This is a genomic window from Caulobacter sp. LARHSG274, from assembly GCF_052871235.1.
The window spans coordinates 49,085-73,607 of record NZ_JBIXJO010000012.1 but is presented as its reverse complement, the minus strand read 5'-3'; the positions used below and the strand labels follow the sequence as shown (position 1 = coordinate 73,607).

The following is a 24,523-nucleotide window of genomic DNA, read 5'->3' as shown; positions in this document are numbered from 1 at the left end:
GAGACGATCCCATGCTCAAGCTGATTTTTATGTCGTCGGCGCTGTACCTGGCCGCGGTCGGCCTGGGACTGATGCTGTTTCCCCTCCAGTTCGGCGTCGGGGCGGTCCCGGCCCAGGCCTCGCCGGAGCTGATCGCCCTGCTGCGGCTGCTGGGCGGGCCGTTCCTGGGGATCGCGGTGCTGAACTGGCTGTCGCGCGACGCCGCCCCCTCCCCGCAGCTTCGAGCCATCCTGCTGGCCAACATCGTCGGCTTCGGCGCCGTGGCGGCCAATGACGTCTGGGGCGTGGTCAGCGGCGAGGCGCGCGACATCGCCAAGGCCTTCCTGGTCGTCCACCTGCTGTTCACGCTCGCCTTCGTGACGGCGACCCGCGGCCGCTGGCGGACGACGGCTTGAGACTTCGCAAAGGGGAAGAGGTTTTCGTCAGGATCGACTGATCAGCTAAAGCCCCTGCGTTCCCTTCTCCCCTTGCGGGAGAAGGTGGCGCGAAGCGCCGGATGAGGGGTCCCTCAAACTTTAACCGCCGCACCCGGCCGTTCCGCTGTACGCAGCGGCGCCGGTTATCGACCCCTCATCCGACCTCGCTCCGCGAGGCCACCTTCTCCCGCAAGGGGAGAAGGAAGAATCTCGCTGGGTGAGCAGACTTCGCCCGCCGCCTCGCGCTCCATCCGCGCCCGCCACTTCGCCTTCAGCGTCCGCGAGGTCTCGCGCGATCCGTCCGGGCTCCAGCCGGGCGGGCCGAACAGATAGCCCAGAACCTCGCGCGGCGAGCGCGAGCTCAGCAGGTCGCGGCCGATGCCGATCCATTCGTGGAAGACGTTGGTCAGCAGGTTGAAGCTGGTCAGGTTTTTCACCGTCCCGTAGCGGCAGGGCTCGTCCTGCGTCTCGGGGATGAAGGTGCGAAACATCCGGTCCCAGACGATCAGGATGCCGGCGTAGTTGGCGTCCAGGTAGCGGGGGTTGCGGGCGTGGTGCACGCGGTGGTGCGAGGGGGTGTTGAACACCGCCTCGAACCAGGCCGGCAGGCGCCCGATCGCCTCGGTGTGGATCCAGAACTGGTAGACCAGGCTGATCCCCTTCTGGATCGCCACCATGGCCGGCGGGAAGCCCAGCAGCGACAGCGGCAGCCACAGCAGCCAGGTCCCGGCGACGCCGCCGGTCCAGGTCTGCCGCAGGGCGGTCGACAGGTTGTAGTGGGTGGAGGTGTGGTGGTTGACGTGGCTGGCCCACCAGACCCGGCGCTCGTGGCTGAGGCGGTGGAAGGCGTAGTAGGTCAGGTCCTCGGCCAGGAACAGCAGGACCCAGGCCCAGATCGCCGTCATCGGGATCGTGAACAGGCGGTGCTGGTAGACCCACAGGGCGGCGGCGAAGGTCAGGCCGGCGGTCAGCAGCCCGGCGATCGTGCTGCCCAGGCCCATCAGCAGCGAGGTGGCGGTGTCGCGGACCTCGTAATGGGCCCGCACCTTGCCCAGCCGGGCCAGGGCCAGCTCCAGGACGATGGCCAGGACGAAGAACGGGATCGCCGCCTGGACGGGGTCGAAGCCCTTCATGCGGCCAGCTCCTGCGGCGGCCAGGCTCCGTCGCCGAGGGCCAGGCGGGGCCTCCCCTCGACCCGCCGCAGCCGGACGCGGCCGCGGGCGACGGCAGCGTCCAGCGCCGCGGCCCAGGGCGCGGCGCGGGCCACATAGCCGTCGCCCTTGCGCCACAGCACCAGGGCGACGTCGTCCGCCCGCGCCACCGCCCCGGCCCGGTCGGCGGCGATCCACAAGGCGTCGAGGGGGTGGTCGGGAAATTCCTGGGCCAGCAGGGCGCGCGCGGCCGCGGGGTCGAGCGGCGGCGCCGGGCGCGGCACGCCGGCCCCGGCCGCCAGGCCCACGAGCAGGGCCACGGCCGCGGCCGAGCCCAGCAGCTGAATGAGCAGCGCCTTGTCCAAGCCGACGCCTTCCTCCCCGATGGGCGACGAGCGTCGGACCGCCGGGGTCGGGCGTCAAGGGCGCCGCTTGGGAAGCCAGACCCGGCCCTTCCGCACCTTGGGTGTTTACGGACAGCGATTTCGTGCCCAAGGTTGAGCCCCGCTCAACGCGGAGAGGCTTTAGGGAGGCTGAAGATGTCGCTGATGTTCCAACCGCTGAAGAAATACGCCGACTTCGCCGGCCGGGCGCGCCGCTCGGAATACTGGCTGTTCACCCTGTTCATCGTCCTGGTCGAGATCGTCTATTTCATCCTGCTCGGCGCCCTCGGCGGCGGGATGGGCACGGGCCAGATGAACGGCCTGGGCATGGGGCTGACCGGGCTCTACCTGTTGTTCGTCCTGGGGATCCTCATTCCCAGCATCGCCGTCAGCTTCCGCCGCCTGCATGACACCGACCGCTCGGCCTGGTGGCTGCTGATCGCCTTCCTGCCGTTTATCGGCGGCCTGGTGCTGCTGGTCTTCACCCTGCTGCCCGGCACCAACGGCCCCAACAAGTTCGGTCCCGACCCCAAGGGCGTGGCCACCGGCGACGCCGCGGCGGTGTTCAGCTAGGCTTTCGTCGCCAAGCCGGAATCAGGAAGCGCGCCCCCGACCGGAGGCGCGCTTCCTTCGTTTCGCAGGTCAGATCCTAGAACTTCCGCGCATAGCCCACCGACACCACATTGGCGTCGGCCGCGTCGTTGTCGCGGAACTGCTGGCGGGTGTAGTCGACGCGGACGCCGTTCTTGTCGTCGAGCTTGTACTGGGCGCCGACCCCGTAGTTGGCGCTGTCGGCGTCGAACTTGCCCTCGACCCCGGCCAGGGTCTGCTTGAACTGGGTGTTGCCGTAGCCGACCCGGCCGATCAGGTCGATATTGGGCGTGACCGGCAGGAAGCCGACGCCGTAGACGGCAGCCGAATGGGTCTGCTCGATGGTGGAGCGGACGCCGTTCGTGTCGATGTCGTCGTCCTTGACGCCGCCCGACAGCTCGCCCTCGACGCCGAAGTGCGGGGTGAGCCTGGCGCCCAGGCGGCCCTGCACCGCGCCGGTGTCGGCGCCGTCGGCGCGGGAACCGGCATAGCCGAGGGTCCCATAGACCCCCGTATCGGCGGACTGGGCGTGGGACAGGGCGGGAACGGCGGCGACCGACAGGGCGGCCAGGGCCGCCGACATGAGAGTTTTCTTCATTGTTGAACTCCTTGGTACTCGTGCTCCCTCAGCCTGCTCTAGCTAGACCGCCCATGGGGCCGGGGTTGGACCCTGCGACGACCCGTTTGGGGCCATTGCGTGTCGCCGCCGACACGTCCAAGGCGAATGTGGCGGGCCGGTATCGTTCCAACCTCCGCGACGGAAAAGCCACGGGCGTGACCTACGCGCCTCACCCCGCTTGACCCGGCGTCACAGGTGACGGCGCCGTCAGGCGTGCTATGGATCGGCCGGAACAAGATCCAAGACGCGCCCCGTGCAGGCGCGCCCAGCGTCATCGGGACCGCCGCCTTGCAGAAAGCCGTCATCGCCGCCACGGGGCTCTTCACCCCGCCGTTCAGCGTCTCCAACGCCGAACTGGTCGAAGCCTTCAACACCTATGTCGCGCGCTTCAACGCCGCCAACGCCGAGGCGATCGCCGCCGGCGAAGTCACGGCCCTGGCCCCCTCCTCGCCCGAGTTCATCGAGAAGGCCTCAGGCATCAAGGCCCGCTATGTGATGAACAAGAGCGGCATCATTGACCCCGAAGTCATGCGGCCGATCCTGCCCGAGCGGCCCAACGACCAGATCTCGATCCTGGCCGAGATGGCCGTCGCCGCCGCCCGGCAGGCGATCGAGCGCTGGGGCAAGCCCGCCGCCGAGATCGGGGCGGTGATCTGCGCGGCCTCGAACATGCAGCGGGCCTATCCGGCCATGGCCATCGAGGTGCAGCAGGCCCTGGGGATCGGCGGCTTCGCCTTCGACATGAACGTCGCCTGCTCCTCGGCCACCTTCGGCATCAAGACCGCCGCCGACTTCATCGCCACCGGCAGCGCCAGGGCGGTGCTGATGGTCAATCCCGAGGTCTGCTCGGGCCACCTGAACTTCACCGACCGCGACAGCCACTTCATCTTCGGCGACGTCGCCACCGCGGTGATCCTGGAGGCCGAAGACCAGGCCCAGGGCGGCTGGGAGATCCTGGGCACGCGGCTGAAGACCGAGTTCTCCAACAATATCCGCAACAATTTCGGCTTCCTGAACCGCGCCGCCCCGGAGGGGGTCGGGGCCAAGGACAAGCTGTTCGTCCAGGAAGGCCGCAAGGTGTTCCGCGAGGTGGTGCCGATGGTCAGCCAGATGATCCTCGAGCACGCCGCCGACCTGGGGGTCGAGCCGACAGGGCTAAAGCGCCTATGGCTGCATCAGGCCAATATCAACATGAACGACATGATCGCCCGCAAGGTGCTGGGCCGCGACCCTGCCCCCGGCGAGAACGTCATCATCCTCGACGACTACGCCAACACCAGCTCGGCCGGCTCGATCATCGCCTTCCACAGCGCCAATGACGACTTCGCGCCCGGCGAGACGGGGCTGATCTGCAGCTTCGGGGCGGGCTATTCGGCGGGGACGGTGTTTGTGCGGAGGCGGTAGGCGCTCCTACAGCATCCGGATGTGCGGTGCGTAGGCCGCCATGGCCGACGCGGCGCGGAAGAACGCGGCGTCGGCCGTGACCATGACCGCATGTTCCTTGAGCGCCAACGCGAGATACAGGCTGTCATAGGCGCTTGCCTTCAGCTCGAGCGCGATGGCGTGAGCCGCTGCGACATGGCCGCGCGTGGGCATGATGCGAACCGATACGGTTTCGATGACGGCCAGAGCCTTGATGGCTTGCTGGTCTGTCAGAAACCCGCGCCTGGCCTTCATGGCCAACACGTTGGCGCATTCGATCAGCCACAGATCCGGTGCGATCAAGAGTTCCGTTTCGACCAGCGCGACGGCCCGATCCGAGCCTTCCTCGTCCAGCACCCATTTCAGCGCCGCCGACGCGTCTATGACGATCGTCATGCGTTGTCGTCGCGCGCCCGGTCTTCACGCAGCAATTCGAGACTGGTCGGACCGCGAGAAGGTCCGAGCTCCGCTCGCACGGCGTTGAGCCGGCGAACCGCGTCCTCCCGTCCCAGACCGACGCTGAACGTCAACACCCGCCGCGCCTCTTCTTCAGCCGAGATGGCGTGATCGGCCGCGCGGCGCTTGAGGGCGTCGATCACGCTGTCGTCGAGATTGCGGATGAGGATCTGGCCCATGGGTCCAAGAATGCCTCAAACATGATATCAATGCAATCACACCCCTAATCCGTCACCGGCACGACATGGGCCGAGACCGCCCGCCATGCGCCGGCTCGCCGGACATAGACGTCGGCATAGTCGTTGCGACCGGAGAAGTCGCCTTCGGCGGTCTTGCCGACGATCCGGCTGCGGGCGCGAACGACGGCGACGTCGCCGAACACCAGGATCTTCAGGTCGTCCCAGCCGATGTCGGAGATCGTGCGGGCCGGATTGGTCGCCGTCTTGATCAGGTCGGCCTTCCTGAGAATACGCCCGCCCGGATAGATCGCCGCGAAATCGTCGGCGAGGATGCGATCGAGCGCCGCGCCGTCGCGGGTCTTGTAGGCCGTCAGCCATTCGCTGTTGAGCTTCTCCAGCGCGGCGACGGTTTCAGGGGACGCGGTCGACGCCACGGCGGCAGGGGGAGAAGCCGTCTGGGCCGAGGCGGCCAGGGGCGTCAGGGCGGCGGACGCCAGCAGGGTGAGCAGGGCCAAGGTCTTCACGGTCGGATCTCCATCGGCGCGCCCGGAACGCCTCAGGCTCCGGGCTGGGAACGGGTTCATTTCGAGGCTGGTCAGCTTCCCGGCCTGGCGGCGGAAAGATGCCCCGCCTTCCAGTCCATGGCCCGGCGGATCCGCCGCCCCACCGCCGGGTGGTCGTAGAACAGCACCTCCTCGACCACGCCCGGCGTCGCGGCGCGGTATTCGATGGTCTTGACCAGGGCCTTGGCCAGGCCGTCGGGCTCGCCGACATGTTCGAGGCTGTAGCGGTCGGCGTCGCTCTCGGCGATGCGGATCAGGCTGTTGGTCAGGGGCGTGCCCAGCAGCGACAGCACCGCCAGGATCACGCTCAGCACCGGCAGGCCGGCCGGATTGGCCAGGCCGCGGACCGACTCCGCCCCCAGCAGGGCGGCGACGGGGACGAACAATCGGTCGACCAGGAAGAAGGCGACGACGGCCAGCAGGCTCATCACCCCGGCGATCCACAGGGCGTGGTGGTGGGCGTAGTGGCCCATCTCGTGGCCGACCACGCCGCGTACCTCGGCCAGGTCCGCCCCCTGCTTGAACATGGTGTCGCTCATCGCCACCCGGGCCGAGCCGAACAGGCCCGAGACGTTGGCGGTATAGGCGTTGGACTGCTTGGAGCCGTTATAGACGAAGATCTTGTCGGCCGGCACGCCGTTGGCCCGGGCCATGGCGGCCACCGTGTCGCGCACCGGGCCCGGCGGGGCCGGCGTGTAGTGGTTGAAGATCGGCTCGATATAGATCGGCGCCAGCACCATCATCACGGTGATGAACACCGCCGTCAGCCCGCCGCTCCACAGCCACCAGGTCCGCGGCGCCTTGCGGATCAGGGCGTAGAGGGCGACGAAGAACAGGCCCATCACCACCGCCGAAATGGCCAGGCTGATGGCGGCCTCGCCCAGCCAGCCGGTGAAGGCCTGGCTGGTCAGGCCGTACTGCTTCTGCCGCCACCAGCCGCTGTAGGCCGACCAGGGCAGGCTGAGCACGCCGTCGACCAGCAGATAGACGATCCCGACCACCAGGCTGGTCAGCAGCGGCCGGGCGCGTCGACGCTCCAGCCGCCGGCGCAGCCCCGGCAGCACGCCGCTGCGCACGATCAGCCACGACACCAGCACCGCGACCAGGAACCCCCACAGCAGCAGCCAATGGCCGCCGTGGGTGTAGGCGGCCGCCTTGGCGTGGGCCGCCGGCGGCAGGGTCGCCAGATAGGCCGCCGTGGCGGCGGCGGGATCGAACGCTTGGGCCATGTCGCTCCCCGAACACGCAGGTGGCCGCCAGAAGGCCAGAACCGGCCCGCCGCGTCAGGTTAATTCTCGGTCAGGTCGATCAACGCGGGCGAGCGCCGAGCCTTGCCTCTGGCGGCGGCGCGCGGGCGGTATAGAAATAGGTCATGATCCGCGCTTTCGAGGCCCGCATGCGATTCCCCGTCCGTCGTGATTTCCTGCTGGGCCTTGGCCTGGGCGTCGCCGGCCTCGGCCTGGCCGGCTGCGGCGGCAAGCCGAAGGCCGACGCCGAGTCGGGCCTCAAGCGCATCGAGGCGACCAAGACCCTGCGCATCGGCCTGGAAGGCACCTATCCGCCGTTCAACTTCCAGGACAAGGACGGCCAGCTGGCCGGCTTCGAGGTCGACTTCGCCAAGGCCCTGGCCGCGCAGATGAAGGTCAAGCCGGACTTCCGGCCCTCGCCCTTCGCCGGCCTGCTCGGCGCCCTGGAATCCAAGCGCATCGACGTGGTCATCAACCAGATCACCATCACCCCCGAGCGCGCGGCCAAGTACGACTTCTCGCGGCCCTACACGGTGTCGGGCATCCAGATCATCGTCCGCAAGGGCCGGACGGGGATCGCCGCCCCGGCCGACCTGGCCGGCAAGAAGGTCGGGGTGGGGCTGGGCACCAACTATGAGACCTGGCTGCGGGCCAATGTGCCGACCGCCATCGTCCGCACCTATGACGACGACCCCACCAAGTACCAGGACCTCAAGGCCGGCCGCATCGACGCAGTGCTCAACGACCGGCTGGTGGCCGCCGACTTCGTCAAGACCTCGCCCGACTTCGTCGCCTCGGGCCCGCCGTTCGCCAACCAGGGCATGGGCGTGGCCATGCTGCGCGATCCCGCCCTCAAGGTGGCGATCGACCAGGCCATCGACGCTCTGCGGGCCGACGGCCGGCTGGCGGCGATCTCGGTGAAGTGGTTCGGCGTGGACGTGACGAAGTGACGGTCCGTTCCAGGATTGGGGACAGGCGCATGCGCCTGTCCCCAGCCGCGCCCTCGGCCCGTTCGCGATGACCCCCGCCCTCGACCTCGTCGCGCAGTCGGCTCCGCTGCTGCTGAAGGGCGCGGGCTACACCGTGCTGCTCAGCCTGATCGGCATGGGCGTGGGGCTGGTGATCGGCTTCGGCCTGGCCCTGATGCGGCTGTCGCGGACGCGGCTGCTGCGCTGGCCGGCCGCCGTCTATGTGTCGGCCATCCGCGGCACGCCGCTGCTGGTGCAGCTGTTCCTGATCTATTACGGCCTGCCGCAGCTGGGGATCGAGCTGCCGCCGCTGCTGGCGGCCGGGATCGGGTTTTCGATCAATATCGGGGCCTATGCCGGCGAGATCCTGCGCAGCGCCATCGCCGCCGTCGACAAGGGCCAGTGGGAGGCCGCCAGCGTGCTGGGCATGAGCCGCGGCCAGGCCCTGCGCCGGGTGATCCTGCCCCAGGCCGCCCGCACCGCCGTCGCGCCGCTGGCCAACAGCTTCATCAGCCTGGTCAAGGACACCTCCCTGGCCGCCACCATCCAGGTGCCCGAGCTGTTCCGCCAGGCCCAGCTGATCACCGCCCGCACCTACGAGATCTTCGCCATGTACCTGGCGGCCGCCGCCCTCTACTGGATCCTGTCCAGCCTGCTGGCCCTGGGCCAGACCCGGCTGGAACGCCAGGCGGAGCAGGGCCGATGAGCGCAATTTCGGCCCAGGGCCTGGTCAAGCGGTTCGGCGACGCGACGGTGTTGAACGGCGTCGACCTGACCCTCAACCCGGGCGAGGTGGTGGCGGTCATCGGGCCCAGCGGCTCGGGCAAGAGCACCCTGCTGCGCTGCCTGGCCGGGCTGGAGGCTGTCGACGGCGGGACCCTGACCGTTGCTGGGGTTACGGCCGGGGACAAGCCGCCCCTGGCCCGCGCCCTGCAGGGCCGGGTCGGCTTCGTGTTCCAGAGCTTCAATCTGTTTCCGCACATGACCGCCCTGCGCAACGTCGCCGAGGGGCCGATCGTCGTGCGCGGCGAGAAGCCGGCCGCCGCCCTGGCCAAGGCCCGGGCCCTGCTGACCAAGGTCGGCCTGGCCCACCGCGTCGACGCCTATCCCCGCGAGCTGTCCGGCGGCCAGCAGCAGCGCTGCGCCATCGCCCGGGCCCTGGCCATGGATCCCGAAGTCATTCTGTTCGACGAACCGACCTCGGCGCTGGATCCGGAACTGGTCGGCGAGGTGCTGACGGTGATCCGCGACCTGGCCGTCGAGAAGCGGACCATGGTCATCGTCACCCACCAAATGGACTTTGCACGCGACGTCGCCGACCGTACGATCTTCATGGATGACGGCGTTATTATTGAGGAAGGCCCTTCCGGAGACGTGCTTGGTTCGCCTAAGGAAGAACGCACGCGGCGATTCCTCAGCAAGGTGAGCGGCCTAAGGTCATAATTTGGCCCTCGGCGGCCTTCACCACCTCGCCGCCGACGCCGTGTGCATTGAGGCGAGGTCTCGTGAAACCCTATATCGATCTGCAAGGCGCCTCGGGCGCCATCTACCGTTACAAGCTCGCCGAGGATCGTGATCCGCGGACGACGATCGCCGGCAATTTCGTCTTCATCGACGCGACCGGCGCCGTGGTCTACGCCGGCGAGGCCAACAACCTGCACGGGGCCGCCAACCGCTTCCCCGAGGCCGCGCAGAAGCACGGGGCCGAATACCTCTATACGCGCCTGAACGTCTCGGGCGCCTCGCGTTCGGAGGAGCTGCAGGACATCCTGACGGCCTTGAAGCCGGCGATGAACCGGGGCGAATAGCGCGCCGCCAAAACGGCCGCCCCCACGTCCACAACCGGCGTGGGCTTCGCTATGGTGAAGTCCGATGCGCCCCGAGATTCTCTTTCCGCTGTTCACGCCGGTCTCCACGCTCAAGGGCGTGGGGCCGCGCGTCGCGCCGCTGGTCGAGCGCCTGGCCGGGCCCCTGGTCCGCGATGTGCTGCTGACGCCGCCGACCGGCCTGATCCGCCGCACCGCCACCACCTCCGACCGCGCCGTCGACGGCCAGGTCCAGACCTTCATCGTCACCATCGACGCCCACCTACCGCCGCAGCGCTCGGGCCAGCCCTGGCGGGTGCGCGGCTGGGACGAGCACGGCTTCATCACCCTGACCTGGTTCAAGGGCCACGGACCGCACCTGGAGCGCCAGCATCCGGTCGGGGCCCGGCGGGCGGTCAGCGGCAAGGTCGAGCGGTTCGGCAGCGAGATCCAGGTCGCCCATCCCGACTACCTGCTCGAGGCCGAGCGGGCCAGCGACATCCCGCCGATCGAGCCGGTCTATCCGGCCACCGCCGGCCTGCCCTCGCGCACCTTCCGCAAGTTCGCCCTGGAGGCGCTGGAGCGGGCCGCCGCCCTGCCCGAATGGCAGGATCCGGCCTGGATGAGCCGCCAGGGCTTCCCGGCCTGGCGCGAGGCCCTGGCGGTCCTGCACGGGCCCCAGGCCGAGGTCGACCTGTCGCCGCTGTCGGCCGCCCGCCGCCGCCTGGCCTATGACGAGCTGCTGGCCCACCAGCTGGCCCTGGCCCAGCGCAAGGCGGCCAAGCGCGCCCACCCCGCCCCGCGCGTCCAGGCCGGCCCGCTGTCGGACGCGGCCGAGAAGGCCCTGCCCTTCCGCCTGACCGGGGCCCAGATCCGCGCCCTGTCGGAGGTGCGCGGCGACATGGCCAGCGGCGAGCGCATGGGCCGGCTGCTGCAGGGCGACGTCGGCTCGGGCAAGACCGTGGTGGCCATGCTGGCTATGGCCGACGCGGCCTCCAGCGGCCTGCAGTCGGCCCTGATGGCCCCGACCGAGATCCTGGCCCGCCAGCACTACGAGACCCTGGCCCCGCCGCTGGAGGCCCAGGGCCTGGCGGTGGTGCTGCTGACCGGCCGCGACAAGGGGGCGGGCCGCGCCGCCAAGCTGGCCGCCCTGGCCGACGGCTCGGCCGCCGTGGCGGTGGGCACCCACGCCCTGTTCCAGGACGACGTCGCCTTCCAGGCCCTGGGCCTGACGATCATCGACGAGCAGCACCGCTTCGGCGTCAACGAGCGCAAGCGGTTGCAGGAAAAAGGAGAAGGGGCCCACCTGCTGGCGATGTCGGCGACGCCGATCCCGCGCACTCTGGAGCTGACGGTGTTCGGCGACCTGGACGTCTCGCGCATCGACGAGAAGCCGCCGGGCCGCACGCCGGTCGCCACCCGCGCCGCGCCGACCCCGCGCATCCCCGAGATCATCGCCCGGCTGAAGGCCGCCGCCCAGGCCGGGGCCCAGGCCTTCTGGATCTGCCCGCTGGTGGCGGAGTCCGACAAGATCGACCTGCGCGACGCCGAGCGCCGCGCCGCCTCGCTGCGCGAAGCGATCGGCCCGGGCGTCGGCCTGGTCCACGGCCAGATGCCTGTCGCCGAAAAGGACGCGGTGATGCAGGCCTTCGTCGACGGCGAGGTCAGCGTGCTGGTCGCCACCACCGTGGTCGAGGTCGGGGTCAATGTGCCCAACGCCAGCATCATGGTCATCGAGCACGCCGACCGCTTCGGCCTGGCGCAACTTCACCAGCTTCGCGGTCGCGTGGGCCGCGGGGCGCGCGAAAGCTCGTGCGTGCTGCTCTACGACCCGCCGCTGTCGGAGACCGCCCAGCAGCGGCTGGACATCCTGCGCCGCAGCGACGACGGCTTCGAGATCGCCGAAAAGGACCTGGAGCTGCGCGGCGGCGGCGATCCTCTGGGCCTCAAGCAGAGCGGCTTCCCGGCCTACCGGCTGGCCGACCCGGTCGCCCATCGCGACCTGATCGCCGTGGCCGCCGACGACGCCCGGCTGGTCCTGGCCCGCGACCCGGACCTGACCTCGCCGCGCGGCCAGGCGGTGCGGGTCCTGCAGGAACTGTTCGACTGGAAGGCCGCCTCGCCGCTGAACGACGCGGGGTAGGGCCAGATAGAACGCCCCCTCCTTCCGTCTCCCCGGCGAAGGCCGGGGTCCAGGTCGTAAGGCTGTGTGTTTCGGATAAGCGTCCAACACGACGGCTGAATCTGGGCCCCGGCCTTCGGGGAGACGGGATGAAAGGTGATTCAGCCTTCAGTCATCACGTTCTACGGCCTCGGCCGCCTCTTCAACGCCGCGATCCGGACCTGGACGTCGGCTTCGATGTCGGCCCAGAACAGGTTGAAGCCGTCGACCTTGCGCCGGTCGGTCCAGGACCCGGACTCGCGCAGCGACGTCGCCTTCGGACGACCGGTGTGCAGCAGGCCGTTCTCGCATTGGGCCCAGACCTGGCGCTTGAGCAGCGCCGGCCGCGAGCCCCATTCCAGGCCGGTGGCGTTGGCGGCGCCGAGGTTCAGGCGGGCCGGGGCGCGGATCTCGGTCTGGGCGCCCAGCAGCGGGTTGACGCACAGCGGCGCGCGGCCTTCGAGCGTGACCAGTTCGTCGCTGTCGCTCCACACCAGCGAACGGGTGGCCAGTTCCTGGGCCTGCTGGAAGTCGCCGTCCAGCAGCGAGGCCCAGGCGACCACGCAGCCGGCCTGGTCGCGGGCCGCGCAGGCGGGGACCGGCGCGCCGGGACCGTAGGGGTCGGCCGGGACCACCGTCTCGATCAGATAGACCCCGACTAGGCGGTCGCGCAGGGCCGGCTCGGCGGCGATCTCCTCGTTCAGCAGCCGCGCCGCCAGCACGCCCCCCTGCTCGACCCCGACCAGCACGATCGGCCGGCCGTTGTTGTAGTGGCCCAGGAAATAGCGGAAGGCCCGCTGCACGTCGTCATAGGCGAAGCGGCGGGCGTCGCGGGCGTCGTCGCGCAGGGTCAGCAGGGTGTAGAGGCTGGCCTGGCGATAGTGGGGCGCAAAGACCCGCCCGCTGCGCGCGAACGGCTCGGCGTAGTTGGGCAGCATCACCCGGGCCAGGTCGCGCGCCGCCTTGGGCTGGTCGTAGGGCGCGTTCCAGTCGCGGCCGCCGTCATAGCTGGTGGGATGCACGAAGAACACGTCGGCCGGCCCCTTGGTCCCGGTCCCGGGCAGCAGCGCCCAGGCCGCCGGCTTGGCGTAGTCGGGGGCCGGCGGCGGCTCATAGGTCTGGAACGGCACCTTGGGATCGAGCGTCGTGCGCAGGATGTCGTAGCGCCAGTAGAACGCCGCCGCCAGGACCACGGCCAGGACCAGCACGGCCCCTGCGAAGATCCAGCGTCCGAAACCCTTGAAGCGCTCGCCCATGGACCTTGGGTTAGCACGAACCGCGGCGGTCGCGCGAGACGGCCTGGAGGCCTTGGCGCGAGACAGTCGGAACTGGCGCGTTCAGCCGCGCCGGCGCCTTGTTTTGGCTCGGCTTGGAGCCGATATTGATCGAGTGTATCTTCACGGCCATGACGCTTTATATTCGCAGCGACGAAGCTGAACGCCTCGCCCGCCAAGTGGCGGAGCGGACGGGTGACAGCCTGACCGAAGTGGTCACCCGCGCCCTTCGCGCCGAGGCCGAGCGCACGCCGCCAAATCCGCGGATGAAACCGCGTACGCGCGAAGAAAAGCTGGCCTTCATCGCCGAGCTGCAACGCCGTTCGGCGGCCCTTCCCGTGCTTGATCCAAGTACGCCTGAGGAGATGCTGTACGACGAGGATGGCCTTCCCAGGTGATCGTCCTGGACACGTCCGCCGTGTTGGCGATGCTGTGGGAGGAGCCGGAGGCTGGAGCCTTCATGGACGCTGTCGTCGGCGCTGATCGCTTGCTGATGTCCGCGCCGACTCGTCTGGAGCTTCAGATTGTCTGCCTGAGACGCAAGGGGCCAGACGAAGCGGAGAACGTCGAGCGTTTCATCGGCAATCTCAATGTCCTGATCGAGCCTTTCGACAGCCTCCAACTGGGTCTCGCCATGCGGGCGCACGAAGTCTACGGCAAGGGCCGTCACGCCCTGAACTACGGCGACTGCTTCAGCTACGCCCTGACCAAGTCGCGCGGCCTGCCGCTGCTGTTCAAGGGCGACGACTTCGCCGCCACGGACGTGAAGCGGGCGATCTGACGCCGGCGCATTAGCGGTAAGGATCGTCGGTGTTCAGGAACCCGGCCACATAGTCCTCGACGCCGTCCTCCAGCGCCGTCATCGGGGCGTTGTAGCCGGCGGCCCGCAGGCGGCTCATGTCGGCCTCCGTGAAGTACTGGTACTTGCCGCGCAGCACCTCGGGCATGTCGATATAGTCGATCTGCGGCTCGCGGCCGACGGCCCGGAAGGTGGCCTCGGCCAGGTCCTTGAACGAGCGGGCCTGGCCCGAGCCGAGGTTGTAGACGCCGTTGACCTGCGGGCTCTTGGCCAGCCAGGCGACCACGTCGGCGACGTCGCGCACATAGACGAAATCGCGCAGCTGGCCGCCGTCGGCATAGTCGGGGTGGTGCGACTTGAAGAGCTTGACCCCCTCCCCGGCCGCGACCTTGGGCCAGATCTGGCAGACCACCGACTTCATGCCGCCCTTGTGGTCCTCGTTGGGCCCGTAGACGTTGAAGAACTTCAGGCCCGCCCACTGGGCCGGGGCGTGGCCGCGGGCGGCTTCGCGGACCGCATAGAGGTCGAACAGCGCCTTGGACCAGCCATAGGCGTTCAGCGGCCGCAGGGCCTTGAGGCTGTCGAGGTCGTCCTTGCCGTCGAATCCGCCCTGGCCGTCGCCATAGGTCGCCGCCGAGGAGGCGTAGATCAGCCGCCGCCGGCGGGCCGCGCACCAGCGCCACAGGTCGCGCGACAGGGTGAAGTTGGCGTGGACGATCTTGTCGGCGTCGGGCTCGGTGGTCGACGACACCGCGCCCATGTGGATGACCAGCTCGACGTCCTCGCCGCGCGTCGCCAGCCAATCGAACAGCGCCTCGGGGGCCACGAAGTCGGCGATCGGCGACTTGGCGAGGTTGCGCCACTTGTTCTCGGCCGCCGCGCCCAGCCAGTCGCAGACCACCACGTCGAGGCCGTCGTCCTCGCACAGCCGAGCGGCGATGTTCGAGCCGATGAACCCGGCGCCGCCGGTGACGAGGATGACGCGTCTGGACATGGGGGCGTTATGGCACAGGCGATGGGAGGGACAAGAGCGCGAGCTTTGAGCTCGAAAGTAAGAAGGATCCGTCCCTCGGACTGATTCTGTGGAAAATTACTCGTGATATGCGACCTAGTACCGCAGCGGCTTCCACATACCGACGGTAAAGTCTTGTTAAGGCCAAGTTTTTTCATGGGGCCCGCGCAGGTTAACGACCTGTTAAGAAAAAACTTGCACGCGACTCGGTTCTAGCGGTTGACGAACCATTAGCCACTGTGGCCCCATATGTGGGCTGAGCGACGTGCTGCAACACCAGATGTAGCGGAGCGATCAGTCGCAAAGGGTGCGGGGCGCGGTCCGCAACTCAAGGATCTAAATCGATGACGAAGCCGTCTTCGACCGGTGGGAACAACCGTTCCGCCGTGACTGGGCAATACGTTACGCCGCAATACGCTGCGCGACACCCCAGCACGACGGTTCGCGAGTCCCCTCCGAAGCCGAAGAAATAGGCCTCGCGCCTATGTAGCTGATGTGTTTGAGAGATCCGACATGTCGGCCCTCGTACCTCAGTGAGGTAGCAGGGACGAACGACCACACCCGGAAAAGTGAAAAGGTCGCCCGCCCCCTTCAACGCAGCCCCGGTAACGACGTTGCCGGGGCTGTTCCATTTCAGTCGAGCTCGATTAAAGAACCGTGACTCATCTGGAATGAATCAAGGATAGTCTGCCTAGATTGGTTTTGCCTAGCCTTGTTCTGGCTTATCGTTGCCAGGCGTGGCCAATTTTAGGCCGCCCGCTTGCGCTTGGCCAAGGCGTCGAACTCCAACAGGTCGGCCACCAGGGCCTCGAACTGGCTCATCGGCACCATGTTGGGACCGTCGGAGGGGGCGTGGTCGGGGTCGGGGTGGGTCTCGATGAACACCGTGGCCACGCCGACCGCCACCGCCGCCCGGGCCAGGACCGGCACGAACTCGCGCTGGCCGCCCGAGGACGTCCCCTGGCCGCCCGGCTGCTGGACGCTGTGGGTGGCGTCGAACACCACCGGGCAGCCGATCTCCTTCATCACCGGCAGCGAGCGCATATCGCTGACCAGGGTGTTGTAGCCGAACGAGGCCCCGCGCTCGCAGGCCATGACGTTGGGGTTGCCGGCGCCGGTGATCTTGGCCACGACGTTCTTCATGTCCCAGGGGGCCAGGAACTGGCCCTTCTTGATGTTGATCGCCCGGCCGGTGGCGGCGGCGGCCAGCAGCAGGTCGGTCTGGCGACACAGGAAGGCCGGGATCTGCAGCACGTCGACGGCCTCGGCGACGATGGCGCAGTGGCTGATCTCGTGGACGTCGGTCAGGGTCGGCAGGCCGGTGACCGCGCGAATCTCCTGGAAGATCGGCAGGCTGTCATGCAGGCCGATGCCCCGGGCGGCGGTCGCCGAGGTGCGGTTGGCCTTGTCGTAGCTGGTCTTGTAGATCAGGCCGATCCCCAGGCGGTCGGCGATCTCCTTCAGCGCATGGGCCGTCTCCAGCGCATGCTGGCGGCTCTCCATCTGGCACGGGCCGGCGATGATCGACAGCCGCTCGGCGTTGCCGATCCTGACTGGTCCGCCCCGGCTGGTCTTGATCTCGATCACGGCGTTGGGGGCGACGGCTTGGGGCTGGCTCAAGACAGGAGTTCCGGACTAGGGGCGTTTCTGGAGGCGTTTCGAGCGCCACAGGTGGCCTTTTGGACGGGGCGGTGCAAGGGGCCATCGACCGCGGCGACGGCGCCGGCGGGTGCGGCCCTTGCGCCCGATCGGCCGCTCTCCCCATTTACACTTTGGTTTGGAGAGTTCTTACTTTCGTCAAAACTAGGGATGGGACCGTCGATGAGCGATATCCTGCCTACGACCTGGCGCGATCCTGAGCTGCGCCGCGCCCCCGCCGCCTTCCGCACCGCCCTGCGCGTCGCGATCGAGAACTGGGCGGTCGGGACCCTGACCTTCGTCCTGCCGTCGGGCAAGCCGGTGCGCATCGACGGCAAGACGCCGGGACCGGACGCGGTCATCCACATCCACGACTACCGGTTCATCCGCCGGGCCCTGGCCTCGGGCGACATCGGCTTCGCCGAGGGCTACATGGCCGGCGAGTGGGACACCCCCGACCTGTCGGCGGTGCTGGAGGCCTTCTCGCTGAACTTCGACCGGCTGACCGCCCTGGTCAGCGGCAATCCGCTGATGCGGGCCGTCAACGGGCTGTACCACCTGTTCCACCGCAACGACCGGCGCGGCTCGAAGAAGAACATCCACGCCCATTACGACCTTGGCAACGCCTTCTATTCGCGCTGGCTGGACCCCAGCATGACCTATTCCTCGGCCCTCTACGAAGCCCCCGGCCAGCCGCTGAGCGAGGCCCAGCGGGCCAAGTACGCGGCCCTTGCCCGCTCGATCGACCTGCGGCCCGGTCAGCACGTGCTGGAGATCGGCTGCGGCTGGGGCGGCTTCGCCGAGTTCGCCGCCAAGGAGGTGGGGGCCAAGGTGACCGGCGTCACCATCTCCCAGGCTCAGCACGATTTCGCCCGGCAGCGGCTGTTCGACCAGGGACTGGCCGAGAAGGCCGACATCCGGCTGGTCGACTATCGCGACGTCCGCGGCCAGTTCGACAGCGTCGCCTCGATCGAGATGTTCGAGGCGGTCGGCGAGGAATACTGGCCGGCCTATTTCGACAAGATCCGCCAGGTGCTGTCGCCCGGCGGCCGGGCCGGCCTGCAGATCATCACCATCCGCGACGAGCTGTTCGCCGCCTATCGCAGCCACACCGACTTCATCCAGCGCTATGTGTTCCCCGGCGGCATGCTGCCCAGCGAGGCGCGGCTGCGGCAGGAGACCGCCGCCGCCGGCCTGACCTGGACCGGCGTCAGCCGCTTCGGCCAGAACTACGCCGACACCCTGGCTGAGTGGGCCCGGCGGTTCGAAGGGGCCTGGGACGAGATCAAGGGCCAGGGCTTCGACGAGCGGTTCCGCCGCCTGTGGCGGTTCTATCTCAGCTATTGCGAGGCCGGGTTCCGCACCGAGCGCACCAATGTGATCCAGCTGGGCCTGGCCCGGACCTGATCATGAACCTCTACACGATGGTTCTCGATTTCCACGGCGGCACCTATATCAGCCAGTTCGACGCCGACACGGCGGCCGATGCGGTCGCCGCCTGGTGCCGCGAGCTGCAGGACGAACAGCTGCTGGGCGAGGTGTCGTCCGACGTCGCCGAGGGGATCATGATCGACGCCATCGAGAACCGCCTGGTCGAGGTCGACGGCCTGCACGGCGCCTGGTGCGCGGCGGCCACGGTCGAGGGCAATCTGGCGCTGCTGAACGTGATCATCACCCAGCGGGTGGATTGACGTCGCGCCTTCGAAATCCCTGAAACCAGGCTGTTCGCCTTCAGGAAAACTGGCCTTGCTTGCCCGGGCCGCATCACGATCTACCATGCCGACCTCCCGTACGGCCGGAATGAGCAGATGACCGTCAAGACCAGCGTCCTGGATGCGATCGGCGACACCCCCCTGATCCGCCTGAACCGCGCCAGCGCGGCGACCGGCTGCGAGATTCTCGGCAAGGCCGAGTTCATGAACCCCGGCCAGTCGGTCAAGGACCGCGCCGCCCTGGGCATCATCCGCGACGCCGAGGCCCGCGGCCTGCTGCGGCCCGGCGGCCGCATCGTCGAGGGCACCGCCGGCAACACCGGCATCGGCCTGGCCATGGTCGCCTCGGCCCTGGGCTACAAGACCACCATCGTCATCCCGCGCACCCAGAGCCAGGAGAAGAAGGACGCCATCCGCCTGCTCGGGGCCGAGCTGGTCGAGGTCGACGCCGTCCCCTATTCCAACCCCGACAACTATGTCCGCTATTCCGGCCGCCTGGCCGAGGAACTGGCCAGGACCGAGCCGAACGGGGCGATCTGGGCCAACCAGTTCGACAATGTCGCCAATCGTCAGGCCCATCTGGAGACCACCGGTCCGGAGATCTTCGAGCAGACCGACGGCGCGGTCGACGGCTTCATCTGCGCCATCGGCTCGGGCGGCACCCTGGCCGGCGTCGCCGCCGCCCTGCGGGCCCGCAAGCCGTCGGTGAAGATCGGCCTGGCCGATCCGCACGGCGCCTCGCTCTACAGCTGGTACGCCGACGGCGAGCTGAAGGCGGAGGGAACCTCGATCAGCGAGGGCATCGGCCAGGGCCGCGTCACCGCCAATCTCGAAGGCCTGGCCGTCGACTATCCATTCCGGATCAGCGACGCGGAAATGCTCGAGCAGGTGTTCGACCTGGTCGAGCACGAGGGCCTGTGCCTGGGCGGCTCGTCGGGGATCAATGTCGCCGGCGCCATCCGCATGGCCCAGGCCATGGGCCCGGGCCACACCATCGTCACCGTCCTCTGCGACCACGGCTCGCGCTACCAGAGCAAGCTGTTCAATCCGGCCTTCCTGGCCGAGAAGGGCCTGCCGACGCCGCCGTGGATGTGAAGGTTCGTCTGTTCTGTAAGAAATCCCCCACCCGCTCGACTACCTCTAGGTGAGCGAACAGGGGCGGGCGAAGATGGACTCCGGCGGTGAGACCCAGGACGAGCGTTATAGGCTCGCGGCCGTCAATTTCGGTTCGGCGCTTGAACGGCTGGCCCGAGGCTATGAGGCCAGCCCGGACGAACGCCGGGATCTCCTTCAGGACATTCACACCGCACTCTGGCGCAGCTTCGCCGGATATGACGCCCGTTGCTCGCTCCGCACCTGGGTCTATAGAATCGCGCACAATGTCGGGGCGTCGCACATCCTGCGCCGGCGGGCGAAGAGCGCGCCATGGGCCAGCCTCGACGCGATCGCCGACGCGCCAGCGCCCGACAACCCTGAGCGAGAGGCCGGCGAGCGCCAGGTCCTGACCCGCCTGCTCGCCATGATCGACGGCCTTAAACCGCCTGATCGCCAGGTGATGCTGCTCTATCTGGAAGACCTGGACGCCGCCGCGATCGGCGAGATCACCGGGCTCTCGGCCGGCGCCGTCGCCACCAAGATCCACCGCATCAAGGCCATACTGGCCCGACGCTTCGAGCATGGAGAAGCGCCATGACCATCGATCCGCGAACTGAAAGCCTCGCGACCGCCTGGCGCGGTCAGCCGATGGAGCACACGCCGATGTCTCTCGAGGAAATCCAAGCCAACGTGCGAAAGGCTCAAGACAGGTCAAAGCGTAACCTGGCTCTAGCGGCGATTGTCGTCGCGCTTGGACTGTTCGTCGCCGGAACCGAATGGCGCGCCGTTCCGACGCCGCTGATGCGGATCGGCGTCGCCCTGATGGCGATCGGCTGGGTGGCGGTTCTCGCCGGCGCCTATCGGAGCGTTTCAAGCGCTCCGGCGAACGATTCAGCCCAGGCCTGCGCGAACTTTCTGCGCGAACGGCTCCGGCGCGCGCTGCGGACGGCGCAAGGGGGCTGGCTTGTCCTCGCCTTGCCGCTCCTGCCCGGCGTCGCGGTCCTCCTGCTCGCCCTGTCAAGAAATCCGGCCGCCGATGCGGCTCACTTTGCGCCGATTGGCCTGTTGGGCGCGACGTGGCTGATCGCCATGCTCGTTATCCAGCGGCGCGCGGCGGGCAGGCTGCGGCGGGAGATTGCCGAGCTCGACGCCCAGATGACCGAGTGAACGAACTGGGCCGCGCCCGCTTGCCCTCGCCCGCCGATCGCGTGATCTTGCCGGCCGTTCCACAGGGGCGAGTCAGACCCCGAAAGGCTTCGTGATGCCCATCCCCGCCGACCCGCTCGTCTCCACCGCCTGGCTGGCCGAGCACCTCGACGCGCCGGACGTGCGGATCGTCGACGGGTCCTGGCACATGCCGGCCGCCCAGCGCGACCCGAAGGCCGAATACGACCGGGTCCACATCCCCGGGGCGGTGTTCTTCGACATCGACGAGATCGCCGACGAGACCTCCGACCTGCCGCACATGCTGCCGTCGCCGATCAAGTTCGCGGCGCGGGTCAAGAAGCTGGGCCTGGGCGACGGGTCGCGGATCGTCGTCTACGACACCAGCGGCATCCTGCCGGCCGCCCGCGTCTGGTGGGAATTCCGGGCCATGGGCCACGAGGACGTGGTGGTGCTGGACGGCGGCCTGCCCAAGTGGATCGCCGAGGGCCGCCCGGTCGACGACCTGGTCGTCGCGCCGCAGGAGCGCCACTTCACTCCGCGCTTCCAGGCCGACATCGTCCGCTCGCTGGACCAGATGAAGCGCAACCTGGAGACCGGCCGCGAACAGGTGGTCGACGCCCGCGCCGCCGGCCGCTTCACCGGCCGCGACCCCGAGCCTCGGGCCGGCCTGCGCGGCGGCCACATTCCCGGCTCGCGCAACATCCCGCTGTCGGCCCTGCTGGCCCCCGACGGCACGATGCTGCCGGCCGAGAAACTGGCGGAGGTGTTCGAGGCCGCCGGGGTCGACGTCGCCAGGCCGGTGGCGGCGACCTGCGGCTCGGGCATCACCGCCTCGGTCGTCGCCCTGGCCCTGGCGCGCCTGGGCCGGCCGCGGGCGGCGGTCTATGACGGCTCGTGGACCGAATGGGGCGGCCGCGGCGACGCGCCGGTGGCGACCGGCGAGGCCTGAGGATTTCTCGCCTTGAACCGCCGCGCTCCCGTGCCGTAAACGACGGGGGTGTCGTTGTCGTCGCCCGAGTCCGCCATGCCCCTGGATGAAGAAACCCGCCTGATCCGCAAGGGCGCCCCGGCCAAGGGCGGAACCTCCCTGGCCCGCACGGTCAATCCGCCGGTCCAGCGCGGCTCGACCGTGCTGCTGCCCAACGCCGCCTCGCTGTACGACGACGGCCAGCTGACCTACGGCATCACCGGCCTGTCCTCGCCCGCCGCCCTGCAGGCCGCCCTGGCCGAGCTGGAGGGCTCGCCCGACGTCACCCTCTATCCCTCGGGCCTGGCGGCGATCACCGGCGTGATGCTGGCCCTGCTGAAGGCCGGCGACGAGATCCTGGTGGTCGACAGCGCCTACCGGCCCACCCGGCGGTTCTGCGACCGGGTGCTGACGCGGTTCGGCGTCGCCACCACCTATTACGACCCGGCCCTGTCGCCCGAGGCGGTGATGGCCCTGTGCACGCCGCGCACCCGGCTGATCCTGCTGGAGGCCCCCGGCTCCCTGACCTTCGAGATGCAGGACATTCCCGCCCTGGCCGCCGCCGCCAACCAGCGCGGCGTCCTGACCCTGATCGACAACACCTGGGCGGCCGGCTTCTATTTCAAGCCCCTGGCCCACGGGGTGACCATCAGCGTCCAGGCCCTGACCAAATATGTCGGCGGCCATTCGGACGTCTTCATGGGCAGCGCCGCCACCGCCGACAACGTCATCGGCAACCAGCTTGGCGACGCCATGTGGGACATCGGCTGGTCGGTGTCGCCCGACGACGCCTACACCGTGCTGCGCGGCCTGCGCACCCTGGCCGTCCGCCTGCCGCGCCACCAGGAGAACGGCCTGGCCGTCGCCCGCTGGCTACAGGGCCGGCCCGAGGTGGCCCGCGTCCTGCACCCGGCCCTGGAGGGCGATCCGGGCCACGCCCTGTGGAAGCGCGACTTCACCGGCGCCTGCGGCCTGTTCGGCCTGGTGCTGAAGCCGGCGCCGGAAAAGGCCGTCCATGCCTTCCTGGACGCGCTGGAGCTGTTCGGCCTGGGCTTCTCGTGGGGCGGCTATGAGAGCCTGGCCATCCACTGCGACCCGCAGCTGAAGAACCGCAACGTCCCGGTGAGGCTGGAAGGCCCCCTGCTCCGCCTGCACGTCGGGCTGGAGAACCCCGCCGACCTGATCGCCGACCTGGAGCGGGGGTTTGTGGCGCTGAAGGGATGATCTGAAGGTCCGCTTGCCGACCGCAAGCCCATGGCGAATTTCGACCCAAGGCGGACCTTAGGTCTAAGCGCCCGTCCAAAAAATACACCCGTCATTCCGGGCCTTGTGCCCGGAACCCCTGGTTCGGCCCGCACGTGAAGTGCAAGCGGTTCGCTAGCGAACCGCCCCGCCTGCACTTGCGGCGGAGAGAGGGGTTCCGGGCACAAGGCCCGGAATGACGGCTGAGAAGGGAGTGGCGAAGGGGCTGCTTCCCACCCCGAACAGACAGTCATCACGTCCGCTTCGGGCGCGGTAACGACAGTATCGGTAACGGTGTGTCCGTCACTTGGGAATGGGAATGGCTGTTGGGCGGTGTGTGCGAAACGCGACCGCCCCAAATCCCTCCGCGACGGCGCGGCCTCGAGGGTCTAGACAACCGCCTCGTTCGAAAGGCCCGCCCCATGACCGTCCACATCGCCCTGCTGCGCGGCGTCAACGCCGCCGGGAACCGCCAGGTCACGGCCGACGAGCTGAACGCCCTGCTGGCCGAGCTGGGCTGCGCCGAGGTCCGGACCGGGCCCAAGGTCGGCGACCTGGTGTTCGCCAGCGGCGAGCAGACCGGAGCCGAGCTGCAGGCCCAGATCGAAACCGCCCTGATGGACCGCCTGGCGCTGCGCACCGACGTCTATGTGCGCACCGCCGAGGCTTGGCGCGCGATGGTCGCCGCCAACCCGTTCCCCGAATTCGCGGCCCAGGACCCCGGCTGGCTGATGACCCTGTTCCTGAAGGACGCCCCCGACAAGAAGGCGGTCGGCGCCCTGCGCGCGGCGATCCGCGGCCGCGAGCAGGTGCGGGCCGAAAGCCGCCAGCTCTACGCCGCCTATCCCGACGGCGTCGGCGGCTCGAAGCTGACCAACGGCCTGATCGAAAAGACCCTGGGCGCCCGGATCACCGGCCGCAACTGGACCACGGTGCTGGCCCTGGCCGAGATGCTGGGCTGATCTAGGCAGGCACGGTCATCGGCGTTTCGTGGACCAGGATCGGGATCAGGTCGCTGCCGGCCGGCACGTTCTGAGCCCAGGCGGCGCCGTCGGCGCTCCAGCCCTGGTTGATGTCGAAGACGACCGTGCGCTGGTCGCCCCCGGTCAAGTCGACCAGGAAACTTTGCGACATGGCATGACGCACCAGCGTGCCGACCTGGATTCCGGCGGTGGAAAAGGTCAGCAGGACCTGGTCGAGGGGCGCGACGATGTCCTCGGCCAGGCCGTAGAGCGGCTCGGCGAAGATCGCCGCCGCCGAACCGCCGTCGGCGCCCGCGGCCAGACCCGTGGTGAACGGGTTGCTGCTGCTGTTGACCAGGGTGACGGCGTTCGGGCGTCCGCCCTGGGTGACGGTGATCATGCCGTTGGCGTCGACGGTCGCCGTCTGGCCCAGATCCACCGGAACGGTCGACATCATCGTCACCACCCCGTTGGGGATCAGCTGCGAGGTGGAGACATAGGCCTGGTACTGCGCCTGAAAAGCCAGCGTGGTCATCTGCATGTACTGGGTCGTGGCGACCCAGACCAGCGGCTGGCCCGCGGCGTTGGTCGTGTCGAACGCTCGCATGGCGTAGAGCGCGTAGCCCATGTCCTTGAGCGCCGCGAGGGTGGCGGACGAGAGCGTGATGGTGATCTGCTGGGCGCTGGCCATGGG

The 24,523-nt window shown here is 68.9% G+C and carries 29 protein-coding genes; 18 read left to right on the top strand and 11 right to left on the bottom strand.

Features of this window, described 5'->3' with window-relative positions; all coding sequences use genetic code 11:
• Window positions 1–11 precede the first annotated feature (11 nt).
• A complete protein-coding gene (locus tag ACIPQB_RS17985; RefSeq protein WP_446486628.1) occupies window positions 12–395 on the top strand; it encodes a hypothetical protein in 384 nt (127 codons plus the stop codon).
• A 164-nt stretch (window positions 396–559) separates the two neighbouring features.
• Here ACIPQB_RS17985 and ACIPQB_RS17980 read toward each other — a convergent pair whose 3' ends face one another.
• Both ACIPQB_RS17980 and ACIPQB_RS17975 read right to left on the bottom strand, forming a co-directional pair.
• Window positions 560–1,549, bottom strand: coding sequence for a sterol desaturase family protein (locus ACIPQB_RS17980; RefSeq protein WP_446486627.1), 990 nt, complete (start codon window positions 1,547–1,549; stop codon window positions 560–562).
• Window positions 1,546–1,932: a hypothetical protein gene (locus ACIPQB_RS17975; RefSeq protein WP_446486626.1), complete on the bottom strand. Its 387-nt coding sequence runs from the start codon at window positions 1,930–1,932 to the stop codon at window positions 1,546–1,548. Before ACIPQB_RS17975 ends, ACIPQB_RS17980 begins: the two co-directional genes overlap by 4 nt.
• Window positions 1,933–2,106: 174 nt before the next feature.
• Here ACIPQB_RS17975 and ACIPQB_RS17970 point away from each other — a divergent pair, with 174 nt between their 5' ends.
• Window positions 2,107–2,523 carry a DUF805 domain-containing protein gene (locus ACIPQB_RS17970; protein ID WP_446486625.1) on the top strand — a complete coding sequence of 139 codons (417 nt, stop codon included), beginning with the start codon at window positions 2,107–2,109 and terminating at the stop codon, window positions 2,521–2,523.
• 76 nt (window positions 2,524–2,599) lie between these two features.
• Here ACIPQB_RS17970 and ACIPQB_RS17965 read toward each other — a convergent pair whose 3' ends face one another.
• Window positions 2,600–3,139: a porin family protein gene (locus tag ACIPQB_RS17965; protein ID WP_446486624.1), complete on the bottom strand. Its 540-nt coding sequence runs from the start codon at window positions 3,137–3,139 to the stop codon at window positions 2,600–2,602.
• A 309-nt stretch (window positions 3,140–3,448) separates the two neighbouring features.
• Between ACIPQB_RS17965 and ACIPQB_RS17960 the strand changes: the two genes are divergently transcribed.
• Window positions 3,449–4,564, top strand: a complete 1,116-nt coding sequence (locus ACIPQB_RS17960) for a beta-ketoacyl-ACP synthase III (protein ID WP_446486623.1) — start codon at window positions 3,449–3,451, stop codon at window positions 4,562–4,564.
• A 6-nt stretch (window positions 4,565–4,570) separates the two neighbouring features.
• Here ACIPQB_RS17960 and ACIPQB_RS17955 read toward each other — a convergent pair whose 3' ends face one another.
• The 4 genes from ACIPQB_RS17955 to ACIPQB_RS17940 form a co-directional block, all read right to left on the bottom strand.
• Window positions 4,571–4,978: a type II toxin-antitoxin system VapC family toxin gene (locus tag ACIPQB_RS17955; protein WP_446486622.1), complete on the bottom strand. Its 408-nt coding sequence runs from the start codon at window positions 4,976–4,978 to the stop codon at window positions 4,571–4,573.
• Entirely contained in the window at window positions 4,975–5,217 is a 243-nt protein-coding gene (locus tag ACIPQB_RS17950) for a FitA-like ribbon-helix-helix domain-containing protein (RefSeq protein ID WP_446486621.1), read from the bottom strand. Before ACIPQB_RS17950 ends, ACIPQB_RS17955 begins: the two co-directional genes overlap by 4 nt.
• 44 nt (window positions 5,218–5,261) lie before the next feature.
• On the bottom strand, window positions 5,262–5,741 hold the full coding sequence (locus ACIPQB_RS17945) for a nuclear transport factor 2 family protein (protein ID WP_446486620.1): 480 nt from the start codon (window positions 5,739–5,741) through the stop codon (window positions 5,262–5,264).
• A 71-nt stretch (window positions 5,742–5,812) separates the two neighbouring features.
• Window positions 5,813–7,009, bottom strand: coding sequence for a M48 family metalloprotease (locus ACIPQB_RS17940; protein ID WP_446486619.1), 1,197 nt, complete (start codon window positions 7,007–7,009; stop codon window positions 5,813–5,815).
• A 167-nt stretch (window positions 7,010–7,176) separates the two neighbouring features.
• Between ACIPQB_RS17940 and tcyJ the strand changes: the two genes are divergently transcribed.
• The 5 genes from tcyJ (at window position 7,177) to recG (ending at window position 11,943) form a co-directional block, all read left to right on the top strand.
• Entirely contained in the window at window positions 7,177–7,977 is an 801-nt protein-coding gene (tcyJ, locus tag ACIPQB_RS17935; protein ID WP_446486683.1) for a cystine ABC transporter substrate-binding protein, read from the top strand.
• A gap of 67 nt (window positions 7,978–8,044) precedes the next feature.
• Window positions 8,045–8,701 (top strand): cystine ABC transporter permease, encoded by a 657-nt coding sequence (tcyL, locus tag ACIPQB_RS17930; RefSeq protein ID WP_446486618.1) that lies wholly within the window; start codon window positions 8,045–8,047, stop codon window positions 8,699–8,701.
• Window positions 8,698–9,438 carry an amino acid ABC transporter ATP-binding protein gene (locus ACIPQB_RS17925; RefSeq protein ID WP_446486617.1) on the top strand — a complete coding sequence of 247 codons (741 nt, stop codon included), beginning with the start codon at window positions 8,698–8,700 and terminating at the stop codon, window positions 9,436–9,438. Before tcyL ends, ACIPQB_RS17925 begins: the two co-directional genes overlap by 4 nt.
• A gap of 62 nt (window positions 9,439–9,500) precedes the next feature.
• Complete coding sequence (locus tag ACIPQB_RS17920; protein WP_446486616.1) at window positions 9,501–9,803, top strand: hypothetical protein; 303 nt, start codon at window positions 9,501–9,503, stop codon at window positions 9,801–9,803.
• A 64-nt stretch (window positions 9,804–9,867) separates the two neighbouring features.
• The gene (gene recG / locus ACIPQB_RS17915; RefSeq protein WP_446486615.1) at window positions 9,868–11,943 is read left to right on the top strand and encodes an ATP-dependent DNA helicase RecG; all 2,076 of its coding nucleotides are present in this window, start codon (window positions 9,868–9,870) and stop codon (window positions 11,941–11,943) included.
• 161 nt (window positions 11,944–12,104) lie between these two features.
• Here recG and ACIPQB_RS17910 read toward each other — a convergent pair whose 3' ends face one another.
• The gene (locus tag ACIPQB_RS17910) at window positions 12,105–13,217 is read right to left on the bottom strand and encodes a DUF3089 domain-containing protein (RefSeq protein ID WP_446486614.1); all 1,113 of its coding nucleotides are present in this window, start codon (window positions 13,215–13,217) and stop codon (window positions 12,105–12,107) included.
• A 125-nt stretch (window positions 13,218–13,342) separates the two neighbouring features.
• Between ACIPQB_RS17910 and ACIPQB_RS17905 the strand changes: the two genes are divergently transcribed.
• Window positions 13,343–13,633, top strand: a complete 291-nt coding sequence (locus ACIPQB_RS17905) for a type II toxin-antitoxin system VapB family antitoxin (RefSeq protein WP_446486613.1) — start codon at window positions 13,343–13,345, stop codon at window positions 13,631–13,633.
• Window positions 13,630–14,016: a type II toxin-antitoxin system VapC family toxin gene (locus ACIPQB_RS17900; protein WP_446486612.1), complete on the top strand. Its 387-nt coding sequence runs from the start codon at window positions 13,630–13,632 to the stop codon at window positions 14,014–14,016. Before ACIPQB_RS17905 ends, ACIPQB_RS17900 begins: the two co-directional genes overlap by 4 nt.
• A gap of 10 nt (window positions 14,017–14,026) precedes the next feature.
• On the opposite strand, the gene rfaD is transcribed toward ACIPQB_RS17900, so the two are convergent.
• The gene (gene rfaD, locus ACIPQB_RS17895; protein ID WP_446486611.1) at window positions 14,027–15,028 is read right to left on the bottom strand and encodes an ADP-glyceromanno-heptose 6-epimerase; all 1,002 of its coding nucleotides are present in this window, start codon (window positions 15,026–15,028) and stop codon (window positions 14,027–14,029) included.
• A gap of 765 nt (window positions 15,029–15,793) precedes the next feature.
• Window positions 15,794–16,666, bottom strand: a complete 873-nt coding sequence (kdsA, locus tag ACIPQB_RS17890) for a 3-deoxy-8-phosphooctulonate synthase (protein ID WP_446486610.1) — start codon at window positions 16,664–16,666, stop codon at window positions 15,794–15,796.
• 201 nt (window positions 16,667–16,867) lie between these two features.
• Between kdsA and ACIPQB_RS17885 the strand changes: the two genes are divergently transcribed.
• The 8 genes from ACIPQB_RS17885 to ACIPQB_RS17850 all read left to right on the top strand — a co-directional run bounded on the left by ACIPQB_RS17885 (window position 16,868) and on the right by ACIPQB_RS17850 (window position 23,829).
• A complete protein-coding gene (locus tag ACIPQB_RS17885) occupies window positions 16,868–18,091 on the top strand; it encodes a class I SAM-dependent methyltransferase (protein WP_446486609.1) in 1,224 nt (407 codons plus the stop codon).
• A 2-nt stretch (window positions 18,092–18,093) separates the two neighbouring features.
• Entirely contained in the window at window positions 18,094–18,375 is a 282-nt protein-coding gene (locus ACIPQB_RS17880; RefSeq protein ID WP_446486608.1) for a hypothetical protein, read from the top strand.
• A gap of 117 nt (window positions 18,376–18,492) precedes the next feature.
• Window positions 18,493–19,491 carry a cysteine synthase A gene (locus ACIPQB_RS17875; RefSeq protein ID WP_446486607.1) on the top strand — a complete coding sequence of 333 codons (999 nt, stop codon included), beginning with the start codon at window positions 18,493–18,495 and terminating at the stop codon, window positions 19,489–19,491.
• A gap of 73 nt (window positions 19,492–19,564) precedes the next feature.
• On the top strand, window positions 19,565–20,089 hold the full coding sequence (locus ACIPQB_RS17870; protein WP_446486606.1) for an RNA polymerase sigma factor: 525 nt from the start codon (window positions 19,565–19,567) through the stop codon (window positions 20,087–20,089).
• Entirely contained in the window at window positions 20,086–20,658 is a 573-nt protein-coding gene (locus tag ACIPQB_RS17865) for a hypothetical protein (RefSeq protein ID WP_446486605.1), read from the top strand. Before ACIPQB_RS17870 ends, ACIPQB_RS17865 begins: the two co-directional genes overlap by 4 nt.
• Before the next feature lie 94 nt (window positions 20,659–20,752).
• On the top strand, window positions 20,753–21,607 hold the full coding sequence (gene sseA / locus ACIPQB_RS17860; protein ID WP_446486604.1) for a 3-mercaptopyruvate sulfurtransferase: 855 nt from the start codon (window positions 20,753–20,755) through the stop codon (window positions 21,605–21,607).
• An 81-nt stretch (window positions 21,608–21,688) separates the two neighbouring features.
• Window positions 21,689–22,849 (top strand): cystathionine beta-lyase, encoded by a 1,161-nt coding sequence (metC, locus tag ACIPQB_RS17855; protein ID WP_446486682.1) that lies wholly within the window; start codon window positions 21,689–21,691, stop codon window positions 22,847–22,849.
• Between the two features lie 440 nt (window positions 22,850–23,289).
• Window positions 23,290–23,829 carry a DUF1697 domain-containing protein gene (locus ACIPQB_RS17850; protein ID WP_446486603.1) on the top strand — a complete coding sequence of 180 codons (540 nt, stop codon included), beginning with the start codon at window positions 23,290–23,292 and terminating at the stop codon, window positions 23,827–23,829.
• A gap of 1 nt (window position 23,830) precedes the next feature.
• Here the strand turns inward: ACIPQB_RS17850 and ACIPQB_RS17845 are convergent, their stop codons facing one another.
• Entirely contained in the window at window positions 23,831–24,520 is a 690-nt protein-coding gene (locus ACIPQB_RS17845) for a hypothetical protein (protein WP_446486602.1), read from the bottom strand.
• Window positions 24,521–24,523: the final 3 nt, after the last annotated feature.

Bases quoted from the DNA above. Each gene is read 5' to 3' on its own strand.
- ACIPQB_RS17875 (WP_446486607.1), top strand. From the start codon at position 18,493: ATGACCGTCAAGACCAGCGTCCTGGATGCGATCGGCGACACCCCCCTG.
- ACIPQB_RS17950 (WP_446486621.1), bottom strand. From the start codon at position 5,217: ATGGGCCAGATCCTCATCCGCAATCTCGACGACAGCGTGATCGACGCC.
- ACIPQB_RS17980 (WP_446486627.1), bottom strand. From the start codon at position 1,549: ATGAAGGGCTTCGACCCCGTCCAGGCGGCGATCCCGTTCTTCGTCCTG.
- tcyJ (WP_446486683.1), top strand. From the start codon at position 7,177: ATGCGATTCCCCGTCCGTCGTGATTTCCTGCTGGGCCTTGGCCTGGGC.
- recG (WP_446486615.1), top strand. From the start codon at position 9,868: ATGCGCCCCGAGATTCTCTTTCCGCTGTTCACGCCGGTCTCCACGCTC.
- ACIPQB_RS17865 (WP_446486605.1), top strand. From the start codon at position 20,086: ATGACCATCGATCCGCGAACTGAAAGCCTCGCGACCGCCTGGCGCGGT.
- ACIPQB_RS17965 (WP_446486624.1), bottom strand. From the start codon at position 3,139: ATGAAGAAAACTCTCATGTCGGCGGCCCTGGCCGCCCTGTCGGTCGCC.
- ACIPQB_RS17880 (WP_446486608.1), top strand. From the start codon at position 18,094: ATGAACCTCTACACGATGGTTCTCGATTTCCACGGCGGCACCTATATC.
- ACIPQB_RS17850 (WP_446486603.1), top strand. From the start codon at position 23,290: ATGACCGTCCACATCGCCCTGCTGCGCGGCGTCAACGCCGCCGGGAAC.
- ACIPQB_RS17845 (WP_446486602.1), bottom strand. From the start codon at position 24,520: ATGGCCAGCGCCCAGCAGATCACCATCACGCTCTCGTCCGCCACCCTC.
- ACIPQB_RS17970 (WP_446486625.1), top strand. From the start codon at position 2,107: ATGTCGCTGATGTTCCAACCGCTGAAGAAATACGCCGACTTCGCCGGC.
- ACIPQB_RS17925 (WP_446486617.1), top strand. From the start codon at position 8,698: ATGAGCGCAATTTCGGCCCAGGGCCTGGTCAAGCGGTTCGGCGACGCG.
- ACIPQB_RS17870 (WP_446486606.1), top strand. From the start codon at position 19,565: ATGGACTCCGGCGGTGAGACCCAGGACGAGCGTTATAGGCTCGCGGCC.
- ACIPQB_RS17885 (WP_446486609.1), top strand. From the start codon at position 16,868: ATGAGCGATATCCTGCCTACGACCTGGCGCGATCCTGAGCTGCGCCGC.
- sseA (WP_446486604.1), top strand. From the start codon at position 20,753: ATGCCCATCCCCGCCGACCCGCTCGTCTCCACCGCCTGGCTGGCCGAG.
- ACIPQB_RS17985 (WP_446486628.1), top strand. From the start codon at position 12: ATGCTCAAGCTGATTTTTATGTCGTCGGCGCTGTACCTGGCCGCGGTC.
- tcyL (WP_446486618.1), top strand. From the start codon at position 8,045: ATGACCCCCGCCCTCGACCTCGTCGCGCAGTCGGCTCCGCTGCTGCTG.
- rfaD (WP_446486611.1), bottom strand. From the start codon at position 15,028: ATGTCCAGACGCGTCATCCTCGTCACCGGCGGCGCCGGGTTCATCGGC.
- ACIPQB_RS17955 (WP_446486622.1), bottom strand. From the start codon at position 4,978: ATGACGATCGTCATAGACGCGTCGGCGGCGCTGAAATGGGTGCTGGAC.
- ACIPQB_RS17940 (WP_446486619.1), bottom strand. From the start codon at position 7,009: ATGGCCCAAGCGTTCGATCCCGCCGCCGCCACGGCGGCCTATCTGGCG.
- ACIPQB_RS17910 (WP_446486614.1), bottom strand. From the start codon at position 13,217: ATGGGCGAGCGCTTCAAGGGTTTCGGACGCTGGATCTTCGCAGGGGCC.